Source organism: Pseudomonas sp. RIT-To-2 (assembly GCF_029623465.1).
GTDB classification, from domain to species: domain Bacteria; phylum Pseudomonadota; class Gammaproteobacteria; order Pseudomonadales; family Pseudomonadaceae; genus Aquipseudomonas; species Aquipseudomonas silvicola.
The window spans coordinates 60,351-79,563 of the sequence record NZ_JAPYKM010000011.1; the positions used below are offsets into that span (position 1 = coordinate 60,351).

Below are 19,213 nucleotides of genomic sequence, written 5' to 3' on the forward strand. Positions count from 1 at the left end.
GGTTGAATCAATGCAGGTGGGCGACACGGGTGACCTGGCGCTTTAGAAACTCACCGTCGCGGCAACGCGCGGGGGCGAAATGCTCGTACTTCAGGCCCAGGCCCTGCAGGTCGACAGGCATGGCATGGCCCATCGCCGCCGCGGCACACAGGCGGGCAATGGCAGGCGCTGCCTGAATGCCATAACCGCCGACGGCCGCCAGCCAGACAAACCCTGGTGCCTGGTCATCACTGCCCAGCACTGGCGAGCGGTCGGCGACGAAGGTGCGCAGCCCCGCCCATTTGTTGACGATGGCCCGCGGCCGCAGACGGGTCGTGCTCTCCAGGCGGTCCATGGTGATAGCCAGGTCAAGCTCCTCGGGCTGCGCATCGCAAGGTACGCTCGGGGTTTCGTCGCAAGGCGAGACGATGAGTCGGCCGGCCTCCGGCTTGATGAAAATGTCTTCGTCGAGCGTGCCCAGGTAAGGGGTGTGATGGACATCGCAGTGCGGATCGACCGCCAGCACCGTGCGCCGCAGGGCACGCACGCCCACAGTGGGCACGCCGCACAGGGCGGCCAGCTCATCGGCCCAGGCCCCTGCCGCGTTGACGACCACAGGTGCCTGCAACACATCGCCGTCCCGGCTGCGCAAGCGCCACTGGCCCTGGCTGCGCACAGCCTCCACTACCTCGGCTTCACGCCGCACCACGGCGGCGCGCTGGCGCATGCCGGCCAGGTAGCCCGCGTGAATGCCATGCACGTCCAGGTCGAAGGCGCTGGCTTCGTAAATGCCCGCATGCCAGCGGCCCTCGGCCAGGTACGGCACCAACTCGAGTACTTCACGGGCGTCGAGCAGCCGCGCCTGGGGCACCTGCTGCAGCACCACGTCATATCGGCTGCGCAGTTGCGCCTCGCGGTCCTGGCTGGCAACGATCAATGCCCCGCGGGGTGCCCACAACGGGTGTTCGGCCAGCCCTTCGGGAGGGGTTTCATAGAAGGCCCGCGATGCGCACGTCAGCGCGCGGATCTGCTGGTTGCCGTAGCTTTCCATGGAAATGGCGGCCGAACGTCCGGTGGTGTGAAAGGCCAATTGATGTTCACGCTCCAGCAGGCAGACACTGCCATGGGCCGCCAGCTCATAGGCTGCGCTTACCCCGGCGATACCGCCCCCCACCACGATGAAATCGAAGCACTGGCTCATTGCGCCACCCCCGCCGCGACGCTGCCCGTCACTTTGGGCTTGCGGGTCCAGGTGAGGACGAAGTGTGCCACCAGGCCAAAGATCAGCCCCCAGAACGCTGCCGCCAGGCCCAGGAAACTCATGCCCGACGCGGTCACCAGGAAAGTGATCAGTGCTGATTCACGCTGCTTGTCATCCGCCATGGCACCCGCCAGGCCCGTAGCAATGGCACCGAACAGGGCCAGGCCGGCCAATGCGGCGATCAACTCCTTGGGCAAGGCGGAGAACACGGAGGCCAAGGTGGCGCCGAAGGTCCCCATCACCAAGTAGAACATCCCGCAGGCGACCCCGGCCATGTACCGCTTGTCCTTGTCTTCGTGGGCTTCGCGGCCGGTACAGATGGCGGCGGTGATGGCAGCCAGGTTGAAACCGTGGGACCCGAACGGTGCAAGCAGCACCGAGCCGATGGCCGTCACCGAGATGATCGAACGCGCGGGCGTCTGGTACCCGGAAGTACGCAGCACAGCCATGCCCGGCACGTACTGACCGGTCAGCGTGACCAGGGCCAGGGGCAGGCCGATATTGATAATGGCGTGCCAGCTCCACTGCGGCGCGATGAAGATGGGTTGCGCCAGTTCGATCACGATCGAACCGCTGTTCAGCGACCCCATGGAAGCCGCCACCGCGCAGCCGACGATCAATACCGAAAGAATCGCGTAGCGCGGCGACAAGCGCTTGGACACCAGGTAGGCCGCCAGCATCGACAGGACCAGCCAAGGCTGGACACGCACTGAAGTGAACAGGTCGGCGCCGAAGCGGAACAGGATGCCCGCCAGCATGGCAGCAGCAATGGCTTTGGGCAGACGGCTCATGAGCTTGTCAAACGCCCCGCTGAGGCCCACCACGGCAATGATCACCGAGGCCACGACGTAGGCACCAATGGCTTGCGGCAGCGATACCGTGGGTAGCATGGACACCAGTAACGCGGCGCCCGGGGTGGACCAGGCGGTAATGACCGGGGTGCGCAGGCGCCAGCTCAGCAGCAGGCCTGTCAGGCCACTGCCGATGGAGATTGCCCAGATCCATGAGGACACTTCGGCATTGCTCAGGTGAGCCTCCCGAGCGGCCTGAAACACGATGATCAGGGGGCCTGCGTAAGAAATGATCACCGCGATGAAGCCGGCGATGACGGCCGATATCGAGAGGTCTCGCTTGAGTCTGTCCATGGTGTGCGCAACGTCCACTGGTTGATTTAATGACTCGATTGAGTCGATCATCTTCAGTGTATTCGAACAAATTGAACCGACTCAATAGGGCAAATTTACATTTCGAAGCATTTTCATGATGAAGGGCCATCATCTGGCCTTTACCAAAAATCAACCCATTGATTTATATGAATTAAATTCACTAACGCAAAAATCTGTCTTTTTCGTCCAATGCGCGTTATTCACAAATTGATCCGATTGATCAGTGGGTTTGATGCGATGTGATATGCTCGAAAGCTACCATTACTACGATCGGTAACCAAAAATGTGGGTTCCACAGCTCGATGATGCCAATCAACCGATGTACCTTTCGATCGCCGATGCGCTGAAACGCGATATTCACGGCGGTGCACTGAAACGTGGTGATCGGCTGCCGACGCTGCGGGAACTGGCCACTGCCCTGGACGTCACGCCCGGAACCATCAGCCGCGCGTACAGCGAAGCCCAGCGCCGCGGCCTTGTGCAGGGCGAAGTAGGCCGTGGTACCTACGTATTGGACCAGGCACCCGACCGCGCCCTGGTGCGCAGCATTGCCGACTCGCAGATTGTCATGCCTGCAGCAGTGTCGAGCCCCTCACGGGAAACCCTGGACCTGTCGATCATCAAACCCCACGGGGAAACCCTGGAGTTCTGGCTGCGCGGGGCGTTGGTGAACCTGGCTCGCAGCACCGACTTCGAGCGGGCCCTGGACTATGCTCCCGACGGCGGCCACCCCGCGCACCGGGAAGCCGGCGCCCAGTGGCTGCGCCATTGGCTGCCTGGGGCCCAGTGGCAGCAAGTGGTCATCACCAGTGGCGCGCAGCATGGGCTGATGGTCGCGATCAGTGCACTGACCCAGAGCAACGACCTGATCCTCTGTGAATCGTTGTGCTACCCGGGGATCATTTCGGTCGCCCATAGCCTGCAGCGCCGTTTGCGCGGCATACCGATGGATGACGAAGGCATCATTCCCGAGGCGCTGCGCGAGATCTGCCAGCGCGAGCGTCCGGCAATGCTGGTGTGCGTGGCCACCTGTCAGAACCCGACCACGGCAATCATGTCCAACGCCCGCCGCGAGCAAATCGCCGCCATCGCCGAAGAGTTCGACTTCATTCTGCTTGATGACGACATCTATGGCTTTCTGGCCACCGACCCCGCTACCCGCCCACTGGCGTCTTTCGCCCCTGACCGCTCGGTGTACCTGAGCAGCCTGTCCAAGGCGGTATTACCCGCATTGCGCGTGGGTTACCTGTACAGCCCGCCGAAGATGCTGTCACGCCTCAGCTCCATGGTGCGCAGCAGCGTGTGGATGTCCTCGCCGCTGACCGCGCAATTGGCTACCAACGTCATCAGCGAAGGCCTGGACAACAAACTCATCCGCATCCAGCGTGCCGAGGCAGCCGCACGGCAAGCGATGGCGGCCGAGATTTTCCGAGGCTTGCAGATTCGTAGCCAGCCCCATAGTTACCACCTGTGGCTGACCCTGCCCGAGCCATGGAGCAGCGATGAATTCACTCAACTGGCGCGCAGCAATGGCGTGACGGTGAGCAGCGGCTCGCAGTTCCAGGCGGAGCGCTCCGGCAGCACCCGCGGGGTGCGGATTGTGCTGATGTCGCCTACCAGCCGGGAAGAGCTTCACTTTGCGCTGACCAAACTGGCCAGCCTGATCGAGTCCGGCGACCCGCGCCGGTTTTATTGAGGCAAGGGGCAGCCTGCGCGGCTGCCCTCTACCGGAGCCAAATCGCAGGCACAAAAAAAGCGACCCTGAGGTCGCTTTCTCTGTGCTTCAAGGAGTTCAAGGGCCTCGAAGCTTTGTATGGCGCAGCGGACGGGACTCGAACCCGCGACCCCCGGCGTGACAGGCCGGTATTCTAACCGACTGAACTACCGCTGCGTATCGCATGCACTTGCGTGCAGTTGAAACTGGTCTGACCGAGAACTTTCGAGCTTCTCGATCTCTGACACGGCATGGCCGAATCAGGTGAAAATGGCGCAGCGGACGGGACTCGAACCCGCGACCCCCGGCGTGACAGGCCGGTATTCTAACCGACTGAACTACCGCTGCGCAGTGCTGGATGCCTTCTCAGTAACAAGGCTTCCCCTCTTGGGAAGAAGAGGATCAGAGTGGTGGGTGATGACGGGATCGAACCGCCGACCCTCTGCTTGTAAGGCAGATGCTCTCCCGGCTGAGCTAATCACCCTCTTGCCTCTCCAATGACGCGAACTTTACGCAGCCATCGAAGGTAAGTCAATAACTTTATTGAAGTTTTTTCAAAAAAGTCAGTTGTGCGACGCCACCACCCTTTTCTGCCACGCCCCCATGGCCCGTGCAGCAGACCTGGCCGTGCCCCATACACCGCGTGTACCACGGACGCGGCCTGGCCCTGTTATTCCTGGTAGATCATCTTGCGGGTCATGCCGCCGTCCACCACGAACTCCTGACCGGTGACAAACCCGGCATTGCGCGACAGCAGCCACGCCACCAACGCAGCAACGTCCTCTACCGTACCCACGCGCCCGGTGGGGTGCTGGGCATGGTCGGCGTCGCTCAGCGGGGCGTTGCGGCGCTCGGAGGGGTCTCGGGCATCGATCCAGCCAGGGCTCACGGCGTTGACCCGGATCTCCGGGCCAAGGCTGATGGCCAGGGCGTGGGTCAGGGCCACCAGGCCGCCCTTGCTGGCCGCGTAGGCCTCGGTGTCGGCTTCGGACTGACGCGCCCGTGTCGAGGCCAGGTTGACGATGGCCCCACAGTGGGCGCGCAGGTAGGGTGCGCAATGCTTGGCCAGCAACATCGGCCCGCCCAGGTTCACCGCCAGTACCCGGTTCCACTTCTCCAGCGCCAGCGTCTCCAGCGTGGAATTGTGCGGGTCAGTGATGGCTGCATTGCAGACCAGCGCGTCCAGCCGGCCGAACTGGCCCAACACCTGGGCCACGCCGGCCTTCACCTGCGCCTCGTCGGCCACGTCCATGGCGATGAACACTGCGTTCTCGCCCAGGGCGCCGGCTACCTTCGGCCCGCGCACACGGTCAAGGTCGGTCAGCACCACCTGCCAGCCCTCGGCGATCAGCCAGGCTGCGATGCCCAGGCCAATGCCCCGCGCCGCGCCGGTGACCAGCGCCACCCGCCCGTTGTGGCTGGCGCTTTTCGTGGACCAGTCGATCACAATGCCGCCAGGCCGCGCGCGAGGTCGGCTTGCAGATCGGCCACGTCTTCCAGGCCTACCGCGACGCGGATCAGGCTGTCACGGATACCGGCCGCTTCGCGCTCGGCGGGCGACAGGCGACCGTGGGACGTGGTGCCGGGGTGGGTGATGGTGGTCTTGCTGTCACCCAGGTTGGCGGTGATGGAGATCAGACGCGTGGCATCGATGAAGCGCCAGGCGCCCTCCTTGCCCCCTTTGACCTCGAAGCTGACCACACCGCCGAAGCCGCCACGCATCTGGCGCTTGGCGAGTTCGTGCTGCGGGTGGCTGGGCAGGCCGGCGTAGTGAACCTTCTCGATGCCATCCTGCTGTTCCAGCCACTCGGCCAGGGCCTGGGCACTGGCGCAATGGGCACGCATGCGCAAGTTCAGGGTTTCGAGCCCCTTGAGGAAGATCCAGGCGTTGAACGGGCTCAGGGAAGCGCCGGCAGTACGCACCACGCCGACCATTTCCTTCATGTGCTCGGCGCGGCCGGCGACGACACCGCCCATGCAACGGCCCTGGCCATCGATGAACTTGGTGGCCGAGTGCACGACAATGTCGGCGCCCAGTTTCAACGGCTGTTGCAGCGCCGGGGTGCTGAAGCAGTTGTCCACCACCAGCAGGGTGCCCTTGGCGTGAGCGATCTCGGCCAGCGCGGTGATGTCTACCAGTTCAGCCAGCGGGTTGGACGGCGACTCGACGAACAGCAGCTTGGTGTTGGGCTTGATGGCCGCTTCCCAGCCCTTCAGGTCGGCCAGGGGCACGTACTCCACTTCGATGCCGAAGCGCTTGAAGTACTTGTCGAACAGGCTGATGGTGGAGCCGAACACGCTCTGGGAGATCAGCACGTGGTCGCCCGCGCTGCACAGGCCCATGGCCACGGCAGTGATCGCCGCCATGCCGGTGGCGAAGCCCACGGCCTGCTCTGCGCCTTCCAGGGCAGCGATGCGCTCTTCGAAGGAACGCACGGTCGGGTTGGTGTAGCGCGAATAGACGTTGCCTGGCACTTCCCCGGCAAAACGCGCCGCGGCATCCGCAGCGGTACGGAAAACATAGCTGGAGGTAAAGAACAGCGGGTCACTGTGCTCACCTTCCGGCGTGCGGTGCTGCCCAGCGCGTACGGCCAGGGTATCGAAGGCGACACCCTCCAGGTCACTGTCCAGACGCCCGGCGTCCCATTCCTGTGTCATGCCGCTACTCCTAAAGCTGATAGATAGAAAACGCAGGCTGAAGAGTCTACCAAATTCATGTGGGACCGGGCGAAGCTCGGGAAAAGGCCAGAGGGGGGGGGCCTGTTGCACCGCGATGCGGCGCTCCCGTGCTTTGCCCGGTAGAACAAGCAAAAACGCCCGGGCTCTTTGCAGAGGCCCGGGCGCTTGAGCGAAGGCTATCGATCAGTTGTTGTACAGATCAATGATCGCGCTGACCGCCTGAGTCTTGAACTTGGACGCATCGTTACGCGCCTGTTCGATCTTGTTCAGGTACTTGTCGTCGATGTCGCCGGTCACGTACTTGCCGTCGAACACTGCGCAGTCGAATTGCTCGATCTTGACCTTGCCACCGCCCACTGCATCGATCAGGTCCGGAAGGTCCTGGTAGATCAGCCAGTCGGCGCCGATCAGGTCGGCCACTTCCTGGGTGCTGCGGTTGTGGGCGATCAGCTCGTGGGCGCTTGGCATGTCGATGCCGTAGACGTTCGGGTAGCGAACGGCCGGCGCGGCGGAGCAGAAGTAGACATTCTTGGCGCCGGCTTCACGGGCCATCTGGATGATCTGCTTGCAGGTGGTGCCGCGCACGATCGAGTCGTCCACCAGCATCACGTTCTTGCCGCGGAATTCCAGTTCGATGGCGTTGAGCTTCTGGCGTACCGATTTCTTGCGCGCGGCCTGGCCGGGCATGATGAAGGTACGGCCGATGTAGCGGTTCTTGACGAAGCCTTCGCGGAATTTCACGCCCAGGTGGTTGGCCAGCTCCAGCGCCGCGGTGCGGCTGGTGTCCGGGATCGGGATGACCACGTCGATGTCGTGCTCGGGACGCTCGCGCAGGATCTTCTCGGCCAGCTTCTCGCCCATGCGCAGGCGCGCCTTGTACACCGAGATACCGTCGATGATCGAGTCCGGGCGAGCCAGGTACACGTGCTCGAAGATGCACGGCGCGTATTGCGGGTTCGGCGCGCACTGACGGGTGTGCAGCTTGCCGTCTTCGGTGATGTACACCGCTTCGCCCGGGGCCAGGTCACGGATCAGGGTGAAGCCCAGCACGTCCAGGGACACGCTTTCGGAGGCGATCATGTACTCGACGCCTTCGTCGGTGTGGCGCTGGCCGAAGACGATCGGGCGGATGGCGTTCGGGTCACGGAAACCGACGATGCCGTAGCCGGTGATCATGGCGACCACGGCGTAGCCGCCACGGCAGCGCTTGTGCACGTCGGCGACGGCGGCGAACACGTCTTCCTCGGTGGGCTGCAGCTTGCCACGCACGGCCAGCTCGTGGGCGAACACGTTGAGCAGCACTTCGGAGTCGGAGCTGGTGTTGACGTGGCGCAGGTCCGATTCGTAGATTTCCTTGGCCAACTGCTCAACGTTGGTCAGGTTACCGTTGTGCGCCAGGGTGATGCCATACGGCGAGTTGACGTAGAACGGCTGCGCCTCGGCAGAGGTCGAGCTACCCGCGGTCGGGTAACGGACGTGGCCGATCCCCATGCTGCCTACCAGCCGCTGCATATGGCGCTGCTGGAAGACGTCACGCACCAACCCGTTGTCCTTGCGCAGGAATAACCGGCCATCATGGCTGGTCACAATACCGGCAGCGTCCTGGCCGCGGTGCTGGAGGACGGTTAGCGCGTCATACAGCGCCTGATTGACGTTCGACTTACCGACGATACCGACGATGCCACACATGCGACGCAACCCCTACTTAATGAATCTGAACTGAACAACCCTTCACTGCCCCTTGGCGGCGGCAGGAAAAAGCTGGTCCTTGAACGGAAGATCAACGGGTGAGCTGATCCCGCTGGCGAGCCACTGGCTGGTCATCCCCAGAACGAGGTTTTTCGACCAGTCGGCGACCAATAGAAATTGGGGCACCAGCCGAGACTGCTGCCACCAGGTGTCTTGTTGAAACGGGCCCAGGCTCAGCAGCCCGACGCCGACGACCACCAGCAGGCCGCCACGCGCCGCGCCGAAGGCGGTGCCCAGGAACCGATCCGTGCCGGACAGGCCGGTCACGCGGATCAGTTCACCAATGAGAAAATTGACCATGGCGCCGACCAGCAGCGTGGCGACGAACAGGATGGCGCAGCCGGCGATGACACGGGCCGAAGGCGTCTGAATGTAGCCTTCCAGGTACTGGGACAAAGCGCCTCCGAACATCCAGGCGACCGCACCGGCAATGATCCAGGTGAGCAGAGACAGGGCTTCCTTGACGAAGCCGCGCTTCAAGCTGATCAAAGCGGAGATGGCGATAATCGCGAGTATCGCCCAGTCAACCCAGGTAAATGCCACGGTGCAGCCTGCAAACGGATAAGGCGGCGCATTTTAGCAGAGCGCCGCCTTATGGGTAAGCAATGATTGTCGGGGTGATGCGCTAAAACGCCCTGCCCGTCAGTTGCGCTCGGGCTGGAAACGCACCACGAAGCCCTTGACGTTCTGCTGACGGCTGATCAGGTCGCGCAGGCGCTCGGCCTCGGCGCGCTCGATCAGCGGCCCGACGAAGACCCGGTTCATGCCATCGGCCGAACGTACATAGGCATTATAGCCCTGGCTGCGCAGGCTTTTCTGCAGGCTGTCGGCGCTGGCGCGGTTGGACAGGCTGGCCAGTTGCACGGCCCAGCTGACGGGCAGGCCGTTGGCGTCGATCTTGCTGGCGGCAGGGTCGGCCTTGGCCACCGGCGCCGGGGCTGGAGTGGGCTTGGCAACAGGCGCAGGCTTGGGTGCCGGCGCAGGAGCCTGGGCCTGGACCTGCACGGGAACGCGCTGGGAAGGTGGCGCAGGCGGTGCCGGGGCCACCGGCATGGAGGGCGGTGGCGCAGTGGGGGCCGCCTGGGCCTCAACCGACTCGGCGTCCTGGGGCAGGCTCTGCTGTTCGGGCACAGGCACCGGTTCGACCTTCACCTGCTGGACCACCGGCGCCTGGGGCGCCTCGGGAGCGTCGACACGCACCTGACGCTGCTCGTCCTGTCGGGAAAACAGCATCGGCAGGAAGATCACCGCCAGCGCGATCAGCACCAGGGCGCCGACCATCCGCTGCTTGAACACGTTATCCAGCAAAGCCATCCGCAACTTCCTCCGTGGCATGCCGCGCCAGCCATTCCAGGGCCTCGCCGACACAATAAAAAGACCCGAACAGCAGGATTTCATCCTCGCCCGTCGCCTGCGCGCACTGTGCCTCGATGGCTTCGGCGACGCTGGCATAGGACGTCACCGACGCCCCAAGGTTCGCCAGGGCCTGTTCAAGCTCGGCGGCCGGGCGCGTGCGCGAGGTCGGCAGCGGCGTGACCGCCCAGTGGCCGACGCTGCCCGCCAGGGGGGCAAGCACACCTTGCAGATCCTTGTCGGCCAGCAGCCCGAACACCGCCAGGCGGCGGCCAACCGGCGGTCGGCTGGCCAGGCGCCGGGCCAGGTATTCGGCAGCATGGGGGTTGTGACCCACGTCCAGCAACAGGTTCAGGCGCTTGCCCTGCCATACCACCTGGCGCCGGTCCAGGCGCCCGGTGACGCGGGTGGCGAGCAATGCCGCGGTCAATTGCGACGCCTCCCAGGGCAAACCGGTCAGGCGGTAGGCCTGCAGGGCCAGGGCGGCGTTTTCCATGGGCAGGTCCAGCAACGGCAGGCCATCGAGCACCACCCCCTGACCATCCAGGTCGCGGCCGCGCCACTGCCACTGGCTGTCGCCAATGACCAGGTCATAGTCCTGGCCACGCAGGAAGAACGGGCAGGCCAGCTCGGCCACCTTGTCGAGCACCGTGTGCGGCGGCTCGAGGTCACCGCACAGCGCCGGGCGACCGGCACGCAGAATGCCCGCCTTTTCGAAACCCACCGATTCACGGGTATTGCCCAGGTAATCGGCGTGGTCCAGGCCCACGCTGGTGATCAGCGACAGGTCGGCGTCGATCAGGTTGACCGCGTCCAGCCGCCCGCCGAGGCCTACTTCCAGCACCACGGCGTCGAGCCCGGCCTGCTTGAACAGCCAGAACGCCGCCAGGGTGCCCATTTCAAAGTAGGTGAGGGAAATCTCGCCGCGGGCCGCTTCGAGCGCAGCGAAGGCCTCGCATAGTCGGGCGTCGTCGACTTCCACGCCATCGATCAGCACCCGCTCGTTGTAACGCAGCAGGTGCGGCGAAGCGTAGACACCGACGTTCAGGCCCTGGGCCTTGAGCAGCGAGGCGATGAAGGCGCAGGTGGAGCCCTTGCCATTGGTACCGGTTACGGTAATGACCCGAGGCGCCAGGCGACCCAGGCCGAGCCGCGCCAGCACCTGCTGGCAGCGGTCCAGGCCCATGTCGATGGCCGCCGGGTGCAACTGCTCAAGATAAGCGAGCCACTCGCCCAGGGTACGTTCGGTCATACAGTGGCAGGCGCCGGTGGCACGACCATCGGTTCGATTGGGGCGGCGACGAAGGTTGGCGTCGGCAGGCCCATCATCTGTGCCAGCAGGCTGCCCAGGCGTGGGCGCAGTTCCTGACGGGAAATGATCATGTCGATGGCGCCGTGTTCCAGCAGGAACTCACTGCGCTGGAAGCCTTCCGGCAGTTTTTCGCGCACGGTCTGTTCGATCACGCGCGGGCCGGCGAAGCCGACCAGGGCTTTGGGCTCGGCGACGATCACGTCACCCAGCATGGCCAGGGACGCGGAAACACCGCCGTACACCGGGTCGGTCAGCACGGAGATGAACGGCAGGCCTTCTTCACGCAGGCGCGCGAGCACGGCCGAGGTCTTGGCCATCTGCATCAGCGAGATCAGCGCTTCCTGCATGCGCGCACCGCCGGAAGCAGCGAAGCAGACCATCGGGCAACGGTTTTCCAGCGCGTAGTTGGCCGCGCGCACGAAGCGCTCGCCGACGATGGCACCCATGGAACCGCCCATGAAGGAGAATTCGAAGGCGCTGCACACCACCGGCATGCCCAGCAGGGTGCCACTGATGGAGATCAGCGCGTCTTTCTCGCCCGTCTGCTTCTGGGCCGCGACCAGGCGGTCCTTGTACTTCTTGCCGTCACGGAATTTCAGACGGTCGACCGGCTCCAGGTCAGCACCCAGTTCGTTGCGGCCTTCGGCGTCCAGGAAGATATCCAGGCGGGCACGTGCGCCGATGCGCATGTGGTGGTTGCACTTGGGGCAAACGTCCAGGGTCTTTTCCAGTTCCGGACGGTACAGTACCGCCTCGCAGGACGGGCATTTGTGCCACAGGCCTTCAGGGACCGAGCTTTTCTTCACCTCGGAACGCATGATCGAAGGGATCAGTTTGTCTACCAACCAGTTGCTCATGCTTTCTTTCTCCAGTACCGGGGACTGCCTGCGCAAGCAGTGACAGGTCCCGCGCATGCCCTTGAGCTCAATTTAATTCGTGTAAAGGATGGGGAACTGCACGTGTGCGCTCGCGCCATCTTCAAATTCAGGACGGCCGACCCATGGGTCGCCATCGCCTTGCCAGAGGTATGGACGGTGGCAGATTGGCAACCGTCACATCCCCTGAAGTCATTCCATATTCCCTGTGGGCAGGCAATTGCATTACCCGGCGCTGCGAACGGCATGCATGAACGCTTCGATCTTGTCCGCGTCCTTGATGCCCTTGGCCACCTCCACCCCACCGCTGACATCCACGGCGTAGGGTTTGACCTGGGCGATGGCCTCGGCGACGTTGGCCGCCGACAGGCCACCGGCCAGGATGATCGGTTTGCTCAGACGCTCGGGCACCAGGCCCCAGTCGAACGCCTCGCCAGTGCCACCCGGTACGCCGGCCACATAGGTATCCAGCAAAATGCCCCGCGCATTGGCGTACTGCTTGCAAATGGCCTCCAGGTCTTCACCCGGGCGCACCCGCACGGCCTTGATGTAGGGCCGGTGGTAGCCCTCGCAGTCAGCCGGGGTCTCGTCACCGTGAAACTGCAGCAGGTCGAGCGGTACCACTTCGAGGATTTCAGCCAACTCACAGCGGCTGGCATTGACGAACAGCCCCACGGTGGTCACGAACGGTGGCAGCGCGGCGACGATGGCCCGTGCCTGCTCGGCCGTGACCGCGCGGGGGCTTTTGGCGTAGAACACCAGGCCGATGGCGTCGGCGCCTGCCTCAGCCGCCGCCAGCGCGTCTTCGATGCGAGTAATACCGCAGATTTTGCTGCGAACGGCTGGCATATGCGGAAAAACCTCGGAAAGTCGCCAAAGCCTTGGATGTTAGCAAATGCATTCCAGCCCGTCAGCCCGGCAATGTATCGAAGCCTGTCAGGAAGTGCGGGCCGATGTAACGCTCCGGCAGCGGGAATTCGTCGCGGTATTCGACCTGCACCAGGTACAGGCCATACGGGTGTGCGGTAACGCCACCGCTGCGGCGCTCGCGGCTTTCCAGTACTTCACGCATCCATTCCACCGGGCGCTCGCCGGCGCCAATGGTCATGAGCACCCCGGCGATGTTGCGCACCATGTGGTGAAGGAAGGCATTGGCACGGATATCCAGCACGATCATCTTGCCATGGCGGCTGACGCGCACGTGGTGCATTTGCTTGATCGGCGACTTGGCCTGGCACTGGCCAGCACGGAAGGCACTGAAATCATGGGTGCCCACCAGGTACTCCGCGGCCAGGGCCATGCGCTCCACATCCAGCGGGCGATGGTTCCAGGTGATTTCCTCACCCAGATGCGCCGGGCGAATCTGGTCGTTGTAGATCACGTAGCGGTAGCGACGGGCAATGGCCTTGAAGCGGGCATGGAAGTTGGACGGCATTTCCTGGGCCCATGTGACGCTGATGTCATGGGGCAGGTTGATGTTGGCCCCCATGGTCCAGGCCTTCATGGAGCGCACGGCGCGGGTGTCGAAGTGCACCACTTGACCGCAGGCGTGCACGCCGGCGTCGGTACGCCCGGCGCACATCAGGTCCACCGGCGAGTCGGCGACGGTCGACAGGGCCTTCTCCAGGGTTTCCTGCACGGTCAGCACGCCCGAGGCCTGGCGCTGCCAGCCGCGGTAGCGCGAACCCTTGTATTCCACGCCCAGGGCGATGCGGGTGAAGCCATCGGCAGCGATTTCACTGGCCGACTCTTGAAGAATGTCCACGTTGTTCCCTTAGAGGCAGCTTCAAGCCCAAAGCTTGAAGCTGCAGGTTAAAAGCGAGTGGGGCAACGCGCAGTGCTTGCAGCTTGCCACGTGCAGCTGCCGTCATACCAGTCGCGAAAGCATCTCGCGGGCTTCGCCCTGCTGGCCTTCGGTGCCTTCCTTGACCACTTCGTCGAGGATGTCGCGTGCACCGTCGTGGTCACCCATTTCGATATAGGCGCGGGCCAGGTCGAGCTTGGTGGCGGCCTCGTCGGTGCCCGACAGGTAATCGAAGTCATCTTCGAACGGTGGCAGGTCGTCGAGGCTATCGAGCTCTGCCGGTGGCGCCTTGAACGGTTCGGCGATGGGCGGCTTTTCCAGGCTGGCCGACAGTTTGTCCAGCTCGGCGCTGACGTCGCCGAGCTTGGCTTCGTGCTGGTCAGCAGCGCTGTCCATCTCCTCGGCCAGGGACAGGTCGAAGTCTTCCGGCAATTCCAGGTCGTCGACCGGGGCTGGCGGCACCTCGGGCGCGTCCAGGTTCAGTTCCTGTTCGAAGTCGGCCAGTTGCGCATCCAGTTCCGGGTCCGGGGCCGGTGCGGCGGGCTCGTCGTCCGCCACGTCCAGGTCGAAGTCCGCCAGGTCACCCACCGGCGTTTCTTCCACTGGCTTGGCGTGTTCGGCCAGCAGCGCTTCGAAGTCCAGGTCATCCTCATCCAAAGCCGACGGGGCTGGCGTCACGGGCTCGGTCACCGGTGGGTCCAGCGGCTGCGGCTCATCCAGCAGCAGGTCGTCGTCGAAATCGGCGATGTCCAGGTCCGGCTCGGCAGGTGCGTTGAGGTCCTCGTCCAGGTCCAGGTCGAAATCGCTATCGAAAGTGTCGTCGATAGGGTCGGCGGCACCGGGTTCGTCCATCAGCAGGTCCTTGACGTACTGGGCGTCCAGTTCGGCCGCCACGGCCGCAGCACTGGCAGCGGCAATCGCGATGCCGAGCATGGCCGGGAACCGCGCCTTCAGGCCTTCGACCGCGGCATGGTTCTGGCCGTTGGCCACCAGCTTGCGCTCCTCGGCGATGAAAGCATCGCGGTCACCCTGATGGGCGTAGGCTTCCATCAGCTTCAGGCGCAGGTCGCTGCGCTCGGGTTCGGCGCTGACGGCAGGCTCCAGCAGGGCTTCGGCCTGGTTGTAATGCCCTTCGGCGATCAACTGTTCGGCCTCGGCCAACACATCATGGGCTGGCGCGGCGGCCACGGGCGGTTCGATCACCGAGGCCACCAGCGGCTCTACCACCGGTGCCGGTACTACCGGCTCGGCGGCCGGGCGCAGCGGCGGCGTGGGAATGACATCCGAATGCGGGTGCGCGACCACCGGGGCCGGCTCAGCGGCCGCTACCGCCGCTGCCGCGGAGGCTGCGACCATGGCCGGCGCCAGCTTTACGCTGGGGGGCGGCGTCTCCAGGCCCTCGAAACTGCTGTCGGGCAGGTCAATGTCTTCGCTGAAGGTATTTTCTTCGGCCAGGGCACGGGCCATGCGCATGTGCTTTTCCGCTTCCAGCTGGGCCTTGCGGCGGCGCGCCAGCAGCAGCGCCGCCAGCAGCAGGATCAAGACCGCGGCCCCGGCGATCAGGCCCAGCATGATCGGGCTGGTGAGCAGGCGCGAGAACAAGCCAGGCTTCTCTTGCGCTGGCGCAGGCTCGGCCGCCACTGGGGCGGTCGGCGCGGGCGTGGCCTCCGGGACCGGGGTAGCAGCGGCGGGGGCCGCTGGCGCCTCGGTGGCAGGCGGTGGCGTCAGTTGGGCATTGACCGCTGGCGCCGGCGTTTCGCTGCCGGGCGCCGCCGGGTTGGCGTCGGCCGCTGCCGGGCTAGCAGGCGCTGCGGCACCGGCCGCCTCCAGCTTGGCCAACTGATCATTCTTGAGCTGGATCAGCTTCTGCAGCTTGTCCAGCTGGCTCTGCAGGTCGGTCATGCGGCTTTTCAGCTCGGCATTGTCGCGACGGGTAGCGTCCAGGTTTTCCTGGGCCTGAGCCAGGCGTGCCTGGCGATCACCCGCCTTGCCCTTGCCATTGTTGCCATCGGCGGCCACCAGGCTGAGCTTGTCGCCCGCTTCGGTCTGCGCCGGGGCGTTACCGGTACCGGTGCGACGGGTAGCGTCCAGCTGCTGGGCACGGGGCCCGAGGCGACGGCCTTCACGCCAGGCCGCGTTCTGCCGCGCCACCTCGGCGATGGCCGGCCCCTGGCCCAGGGCCGTGGCCTGTTGGGTAGAAGGCATGCGCAGCACTTCGCCGGTCTTCAGCCGGTTGATATTGCCCGCCACGAAGGCATCGGGGTTCAACGCCTGGATGGCCAGCATGGTCTGTTGCACCGACGCGCCTGGCACCGGGTTCTGCTGGGCAATCTCCCACAAAGTGTCACGGCGGTTGGTGGTGTAGCCGCCCTCACGCCCCTGGGTCTGGCTGGTGACCGCGGGCGTGGTGGCGGGCTGCACGGGCGCGGCACCCTGCGGGGCGAATCGGGAGGCGTCGACCATCACGCTGTAGTCGCGCATCAGGCGGCCGCTGGGCCACAGCACCTGCACCAGGAACTTGAGCATCGGTTCGCTGACCGGTTGCCGGGAAGTGACGCGGATGACGCTGCGCCCGCCGCTGTTGATCACCGGGGTAAAGGTCAGGTCATTGAGGAAAGCCTCGCGATTCACGCCGGCTTTCTGGAATTCTTCGGGTGCGGCCAGGCTGGCCTTGATGTCGGCCGGCGCCAGGTCGCGCACATCGAGCAGTTCGATCTCGGCCACCAGCGGCTGGTTGGCCGCCGACTTCAGGGTGACTTCGCCCAGATCCAGTGCACGCGCCATACCGGATGACAGCGCCGAGGCGGCGGCTATTGCTAACACCAGTTTGCGAACTTGAACCATGACCTAATCCTTGTTTGAACATTTTCCCCGGCAAACGAGGAGAAGTGAAAAGCTGCCTTGAGGCATACCACGGTGACCACGCGGTCACCTTTGAATCTGCCCCAGCAAGCCCCCGACGGCAGCTCACCTCAAGCAATCGGCCACGGCGTCTGGCACCGGGCCTTGAATCATTATGCAAAGTGTTGCCAAGTATCTTTTACAGCAGGTCTTTTATCAACAACTCCGCCAATTGCACGGCGTTCAGCGCCGCGCCCTTGCGCACGTTATCGAGCGTAGCCCAAAGGTTGAGTTCACAGGGGTCATCAATACCACCGCGTACGCGACCAACATAGACCACATCCTGGCCCACTGCGTCCCCCACCGGCGTCGGGTAGTCACCCTCCTCCACCAGTTCGATGCCCTCGGCACCGTCCAGCGCGGCGTTGACCGCCACCAGGTCTACCGGCTTTTCAGTCTGCACGGACACAGTGAGGCTATCGCCAAAAAACACCGGAGCTTGAACGCAAGTCACGGAAATCTTTAACAAAGGCAGCTCAAGCAGCTCGCGCAGCTCGCTGACCAGGCGCCGCTCCAGCGCCCCATGGCCCTGCGCGTCCACCTTGCCCACCTGGGGCAGCAGGTTGAACGCCACCTGGCGGTCGAAGAAGCGCGGCTCCAGCGGCCTGGCGTTGAGCAATTCGGCGGTCTGGCGCGCCAGTTCGCTGACGGCCTCGCGGCCCAACGCCGACACGGCCATGGCCACGGTGACATTGACCCGCACCAGGCCCAGCTGTTCACGCAATGGCGCCAATACCAGCGCCAGGGCCACCGCGCTGCTGCTGGGGCTGGCTACCTGCACAGGAGCTTTGAGGGTCGCCAGCACCTGAGCGTTGGCCTCTGGCACCACATGGGGCACGGCCAGGTCACCGGACAGGTCGATGACGGTGCAACCGGCGGCAGTGGCGCGGGGCGCGAAGCTGCGCGTCACGGCTGGGCTCGCCGCGAAGAAGACAATGCGCGCCTGGCTGAAGTCGAATTGTTCCACTTCACGCACCCGCACGTTCTTGCCGCGGTAAGGCACCGACGCACCGGCGGATTCGATGCTGGCCAGCAGGTGCAGGGCCTTGATGGGGAAATCGCGTTCCTCGAGTACCTGTACCAGGGTTTCGCCGACGGTACCGGTGGCGCCGATGATGGCGATATCGAAAGGCTGGGGCATGGTGGGATCCTCGAGGTATTGGGCAGGGGGGCGCGACTTTATAGGGAATCGGGGTGGTTGTCTTGGGTATCGTGGGTTGGGCTTCAAGCCCAGGCACAACCCCCAAAAACCAGAAAACCCGCGCCAAGGCACGGGTTTCCTGTCACATCAGACCAAACCTCACCGTTCCAGCAGAATCCGCAACATGCGACGCAGCGGCTCCGCGGCGCCCCACAGCAGCTGGTCACCCACGGTGAACGCGCCCAGGTACTGGGAACCCATGTTCAGCTTGCGCAGGCGGCCGACCGGGATGTTGAGGGTGCCGGTGACTTTCGTCGGGCTCAGCTCCTGCATGCTGATCTCACGCTGGTTCGGCACCAGCTTGACCCAGGGGTTGTGCTGGCTGATCAGACCTTCGATGTCGGCCAGCGGCACGTCCTTGTTCAGCTTGATGGTCAGCGCCTGGCTGTGGCAACGCATGGCGCCGATGCGCACGCAGATGCCGTCGACCGGGATCGGGCTCTTGAAGCGGCCCAGGATCTTGTTGGTCTCGGCCTGGGCCTTCCACTCTTCGCGGCTCTGGCCGTTGGGCAATTCCTTGTCGATCCACGGGATCAGGCTGCCAGCCAGCGGCACACCGAAGTTTTCGGTGGGGTAGGCTTCGCTGCGCATGGCCTCGGCCACCTTGCGGTCGATGTCCAGAATGGCGCTGGCCGGGTTGGCCAGGTCATCGGCGACGGCGGCGTGGGTAGCGCCCATCTGCTTGATCAGTTCACGCATGTTCTGCGCGCCGGCACCCGAGGCCGCCTGGTAGGTCATGGCACTCATCCACTCCACCAGGCCGGCTTCGAACAGGCCGCCCAGGCCCATCAGCATCAGGCTGACGGTGCAGTTGCCACCGATGTAGTTCTTGGTGCCGGCGTCCAGCTGTTGGTCGATGACCTTGCGGTTGACCGGGTCCAGAACGATGACCGCGTCATCCTGCATGCGCAGGCTGGAAGCGGCGTCGATCCAGTAGCCCTGCCAGCCGGCTTCACGCAGCTTGGGGAAAACCTCGCTGGTGTAGTCGCCGCCCTGGCAGGTCAGAATGACGTCGAGGGTTTTCAACTCTTCAATGCTATAGGCGTCCTTGAGCGGGGCAATATCCTTGCCTACCGCCGGGCCTTGGCCGCCGACATTGGAAGTGGTGAAAAACACCGGCTCGATAAGATCGAAGTCCTGCTCTTCCAGCATCCGCTGCATGAGCACGGAACCGACCATACCGCGCCAACCGATCAGACCTACACGTTTCATCGCAACT

Annotated in this window: 15 protein-coding genes and 3 tRNA genes; 1 reads left to right on the plus strand and 17 read right to left on the minus strand. The window is 64.3% G+C overall.

Annotated features, from left to right (window positions below; translation table 11 throughout):
• Positions 1–7: 7 nt before the first annotated feature.
• Positions 8–1,180 (minus strand): FAD-dependent oxidoreductase, encoded by a 1,173-nt coding sequence (locus QBK88_RS12300; protein WP_277962252.1) that lies wholly within the window; start codon positions 1,178–1,180, stop codon positions 8–10.
• Entirely contained in the window at positions 1,177–2,385 is a 1,209-nt protein-coding gene (locus QBK88_RS12305) for a benzoate/H(+) symporter BenE family transporter (protein WP_277962253.1), read from the minus strand. Before QBK88_RS12305 ends, QBK88_RS12300 begins: the two co-directional genes overlap by 4 nt.
• 304 nt (positions 2,386–2,689) lie before the next feature.
• Here QBK88_RS12305 and QBK88_RS12310 point away from each other — a divergent pair, with 304 nt between their 5' ends.
• A complete protein-coding gene (locus tag QBK88_RS12310; RefSeq protein ID WP_277962254.1) occupies positions 2,690–4,102 on the plus strand; it encodes an aminotransferase-like domain-containing protein in 1,413 nt (470 codons plus the stop codon).
• Positions 4,103–4,220: 118 nt separating this feature from the next.
• Here the strand turns inward: QBK88_RS12310 and QBK88_RS12315 are convergent.
• From QBK88_RS12315 to asd, 15 genes are all read right to left on the minus strand, one after another.
• Positions 4,221–4,297 (minus strand) — tRNA-Asp (locus QBK88_RS12315).
• A 94-nt stretch (positions 4,298–4,391) separates the two neighbouring features.
• A tRNA-Asp gene (locus tag QBK88_RS12320) sits at positions 4,392–4,468 on the minus strand.
• Positions 4,469–4,528: 60 nt separating this feature from the next.
• Positions 4,529–4,604 (minus strand) — tRNA-Val (locus tag QBK88_RS12325).
• A gap of 186 nt (positions 4,605–4,790) precedes the next feature.
• Positions 4,791–5,567, minus strand: coding sequence for an SDR family oxidoreductase (locus QBK88_RS12330; RefSeq protein WP_277962255.1), 777 nt, complete (start codon positions 5,565–5,567; stop codon positions 4,791–4,793).
• A complete protein-coding gene (locus tag QBK88_RS12335; RefSeq protein WP_268144441.1) occupies positions 5,564–6,778 on the minus strand; it encodes an O-succinylhomoserine sulfhydrylase in 1,215 nt (404 codons plus the stop codon). The genes QBK88_RS12330 and QBK88_RS12335 overlap by 4 nt, the downstream gene beginning before the upstream one ends.
• Positions 6,779–6,982: 204 nt before the next feature.
• Complete coding sequence (purF, locus tag QBK88_RS12340) at positions 6,983–8,488, minus strand: amidophosphoribosyltransferase (protein WP_277962256.1); 1,506 nt, start codon at positions 8,486–8,488, stop codon at positions 6,983–6,985.
• Positions 8,489–8,530: 42 nt separating this feature from the next.
• The gene (locus QBK88_RS12345) at positions 8,531–9,091 is read right to left on the minus strand and encodes a CvpA family protein (RefSeq protein ID WP_158159141.1); all 561 of its coding nucleotides are present in this window, start codon (positions 9,089–9,091) and stop codon (positions 8,531–8,533) included.
• A gap of 99 nt (positions 9,092–9,190) precedes the next feature.
• Positions 9,191–9,862, minus strand: a complete 672-nt coding sequence (locus tag QBK88_RS12350) for an SPOR domain-containing protein (protein ID WP_277962257.1) — start codon at positions 9,860–9,862, stop codon at positions 9,191–9,193.
• Positions 9,846–11,153 carry a bifunctional tetrahydrofolate synthase/dihydrofolate synthase gene (gene folC / locus QBK88_RS12355; RefSeq protein WP_277962258.1) on the minus strand — a complete coding sequence of 436 codons (1,308 nt, stop codon included), beginning with the start codon at positions 11,151–11,153 and terminating at the stop codon, positions 9,846–9,848. The genes QBK88_RS12350 and folC overlap by 17 nt, the downstream gene beginning before the upstream one ends.
• Positions 11,150–12,070 carry an acetyl-CoA carboxylase, carboxyltransferase subunit beta gene (gene accD / locus QBK88_RS12360; RefSeq protein ID WP_268144448.1) on the minus strand — a complete coding sequence of 307 codons (921 nt, stop codon included), beginning with the start codon at positions 12,068–12,070 and terminating at the stop codon, positions 11,150–11,152. The genes folC and accD overlap by 4 nt, the downstream gene beginning before the upstream one ends.
• A gap of 243 nt (positions 12,071–12,313) precedes the next feature.
• Positions 12,314–12,937, minus strand: a complete 624-nt coding sequence (locus QBK88_RS12365; RefSeq protein ID WP_277962259.1) for a phosphoribosylanthranilate isomerase — start codon at positions 12,935–12,937, stop codon at positions 12,314–12,316.
• Between the two features lie 61 nt (positions 12,938–12,998).
• A complete protein-coding gene (gene truA, locus QBK88_RS12370) occupies positions 12,999–13,823 on the minus strand; it encodes a tRNA pseudouridine(38-40) synthase TruA (RefSeq protein WP_277962303.1) in 825 nt (274 codons plus the stop codon).
• Between the two features lie 132 nt (positions 13,824–13,955).
• On the minus strand, positions 13,956–16,736 hold the full coding sequence (locus QBK88_RS12375; protein WP_277962260.1) for a FimV/HubP family polar landmark protein: 2,781 nt from the start codon (positions 16,734–16,736) through the stop codon (positions 13,956–13,958).
• A 196-nt stretch (positions 16,737–16,932) separates the two neighbouring features.
• Positions 16,933–17,934, minus strand: coding sequence for an aspartate-semialdehyde dehydrogenase (locus tag QBK88_RS12380; protein WP_277962261.1), 1,002 nt, complete (start codon positions 17,932–17,934; stop codon positions 16,933–16,935).
• Between the two features lie 159 nt (positions 17,935–18,093).
• Entirely contained in the window at positions 18,094–19,206 is a 1,113-nt protein-coding gene (gene asd / locus QBK88_RS12385; RefSeq protein WP_158154325.1) for an aspartate-semialdehyde dehydrogenase, read from the minus strand.
• Between the last annotated feature and the right edge of the window lie 7 nt (positions 19,207–19,213).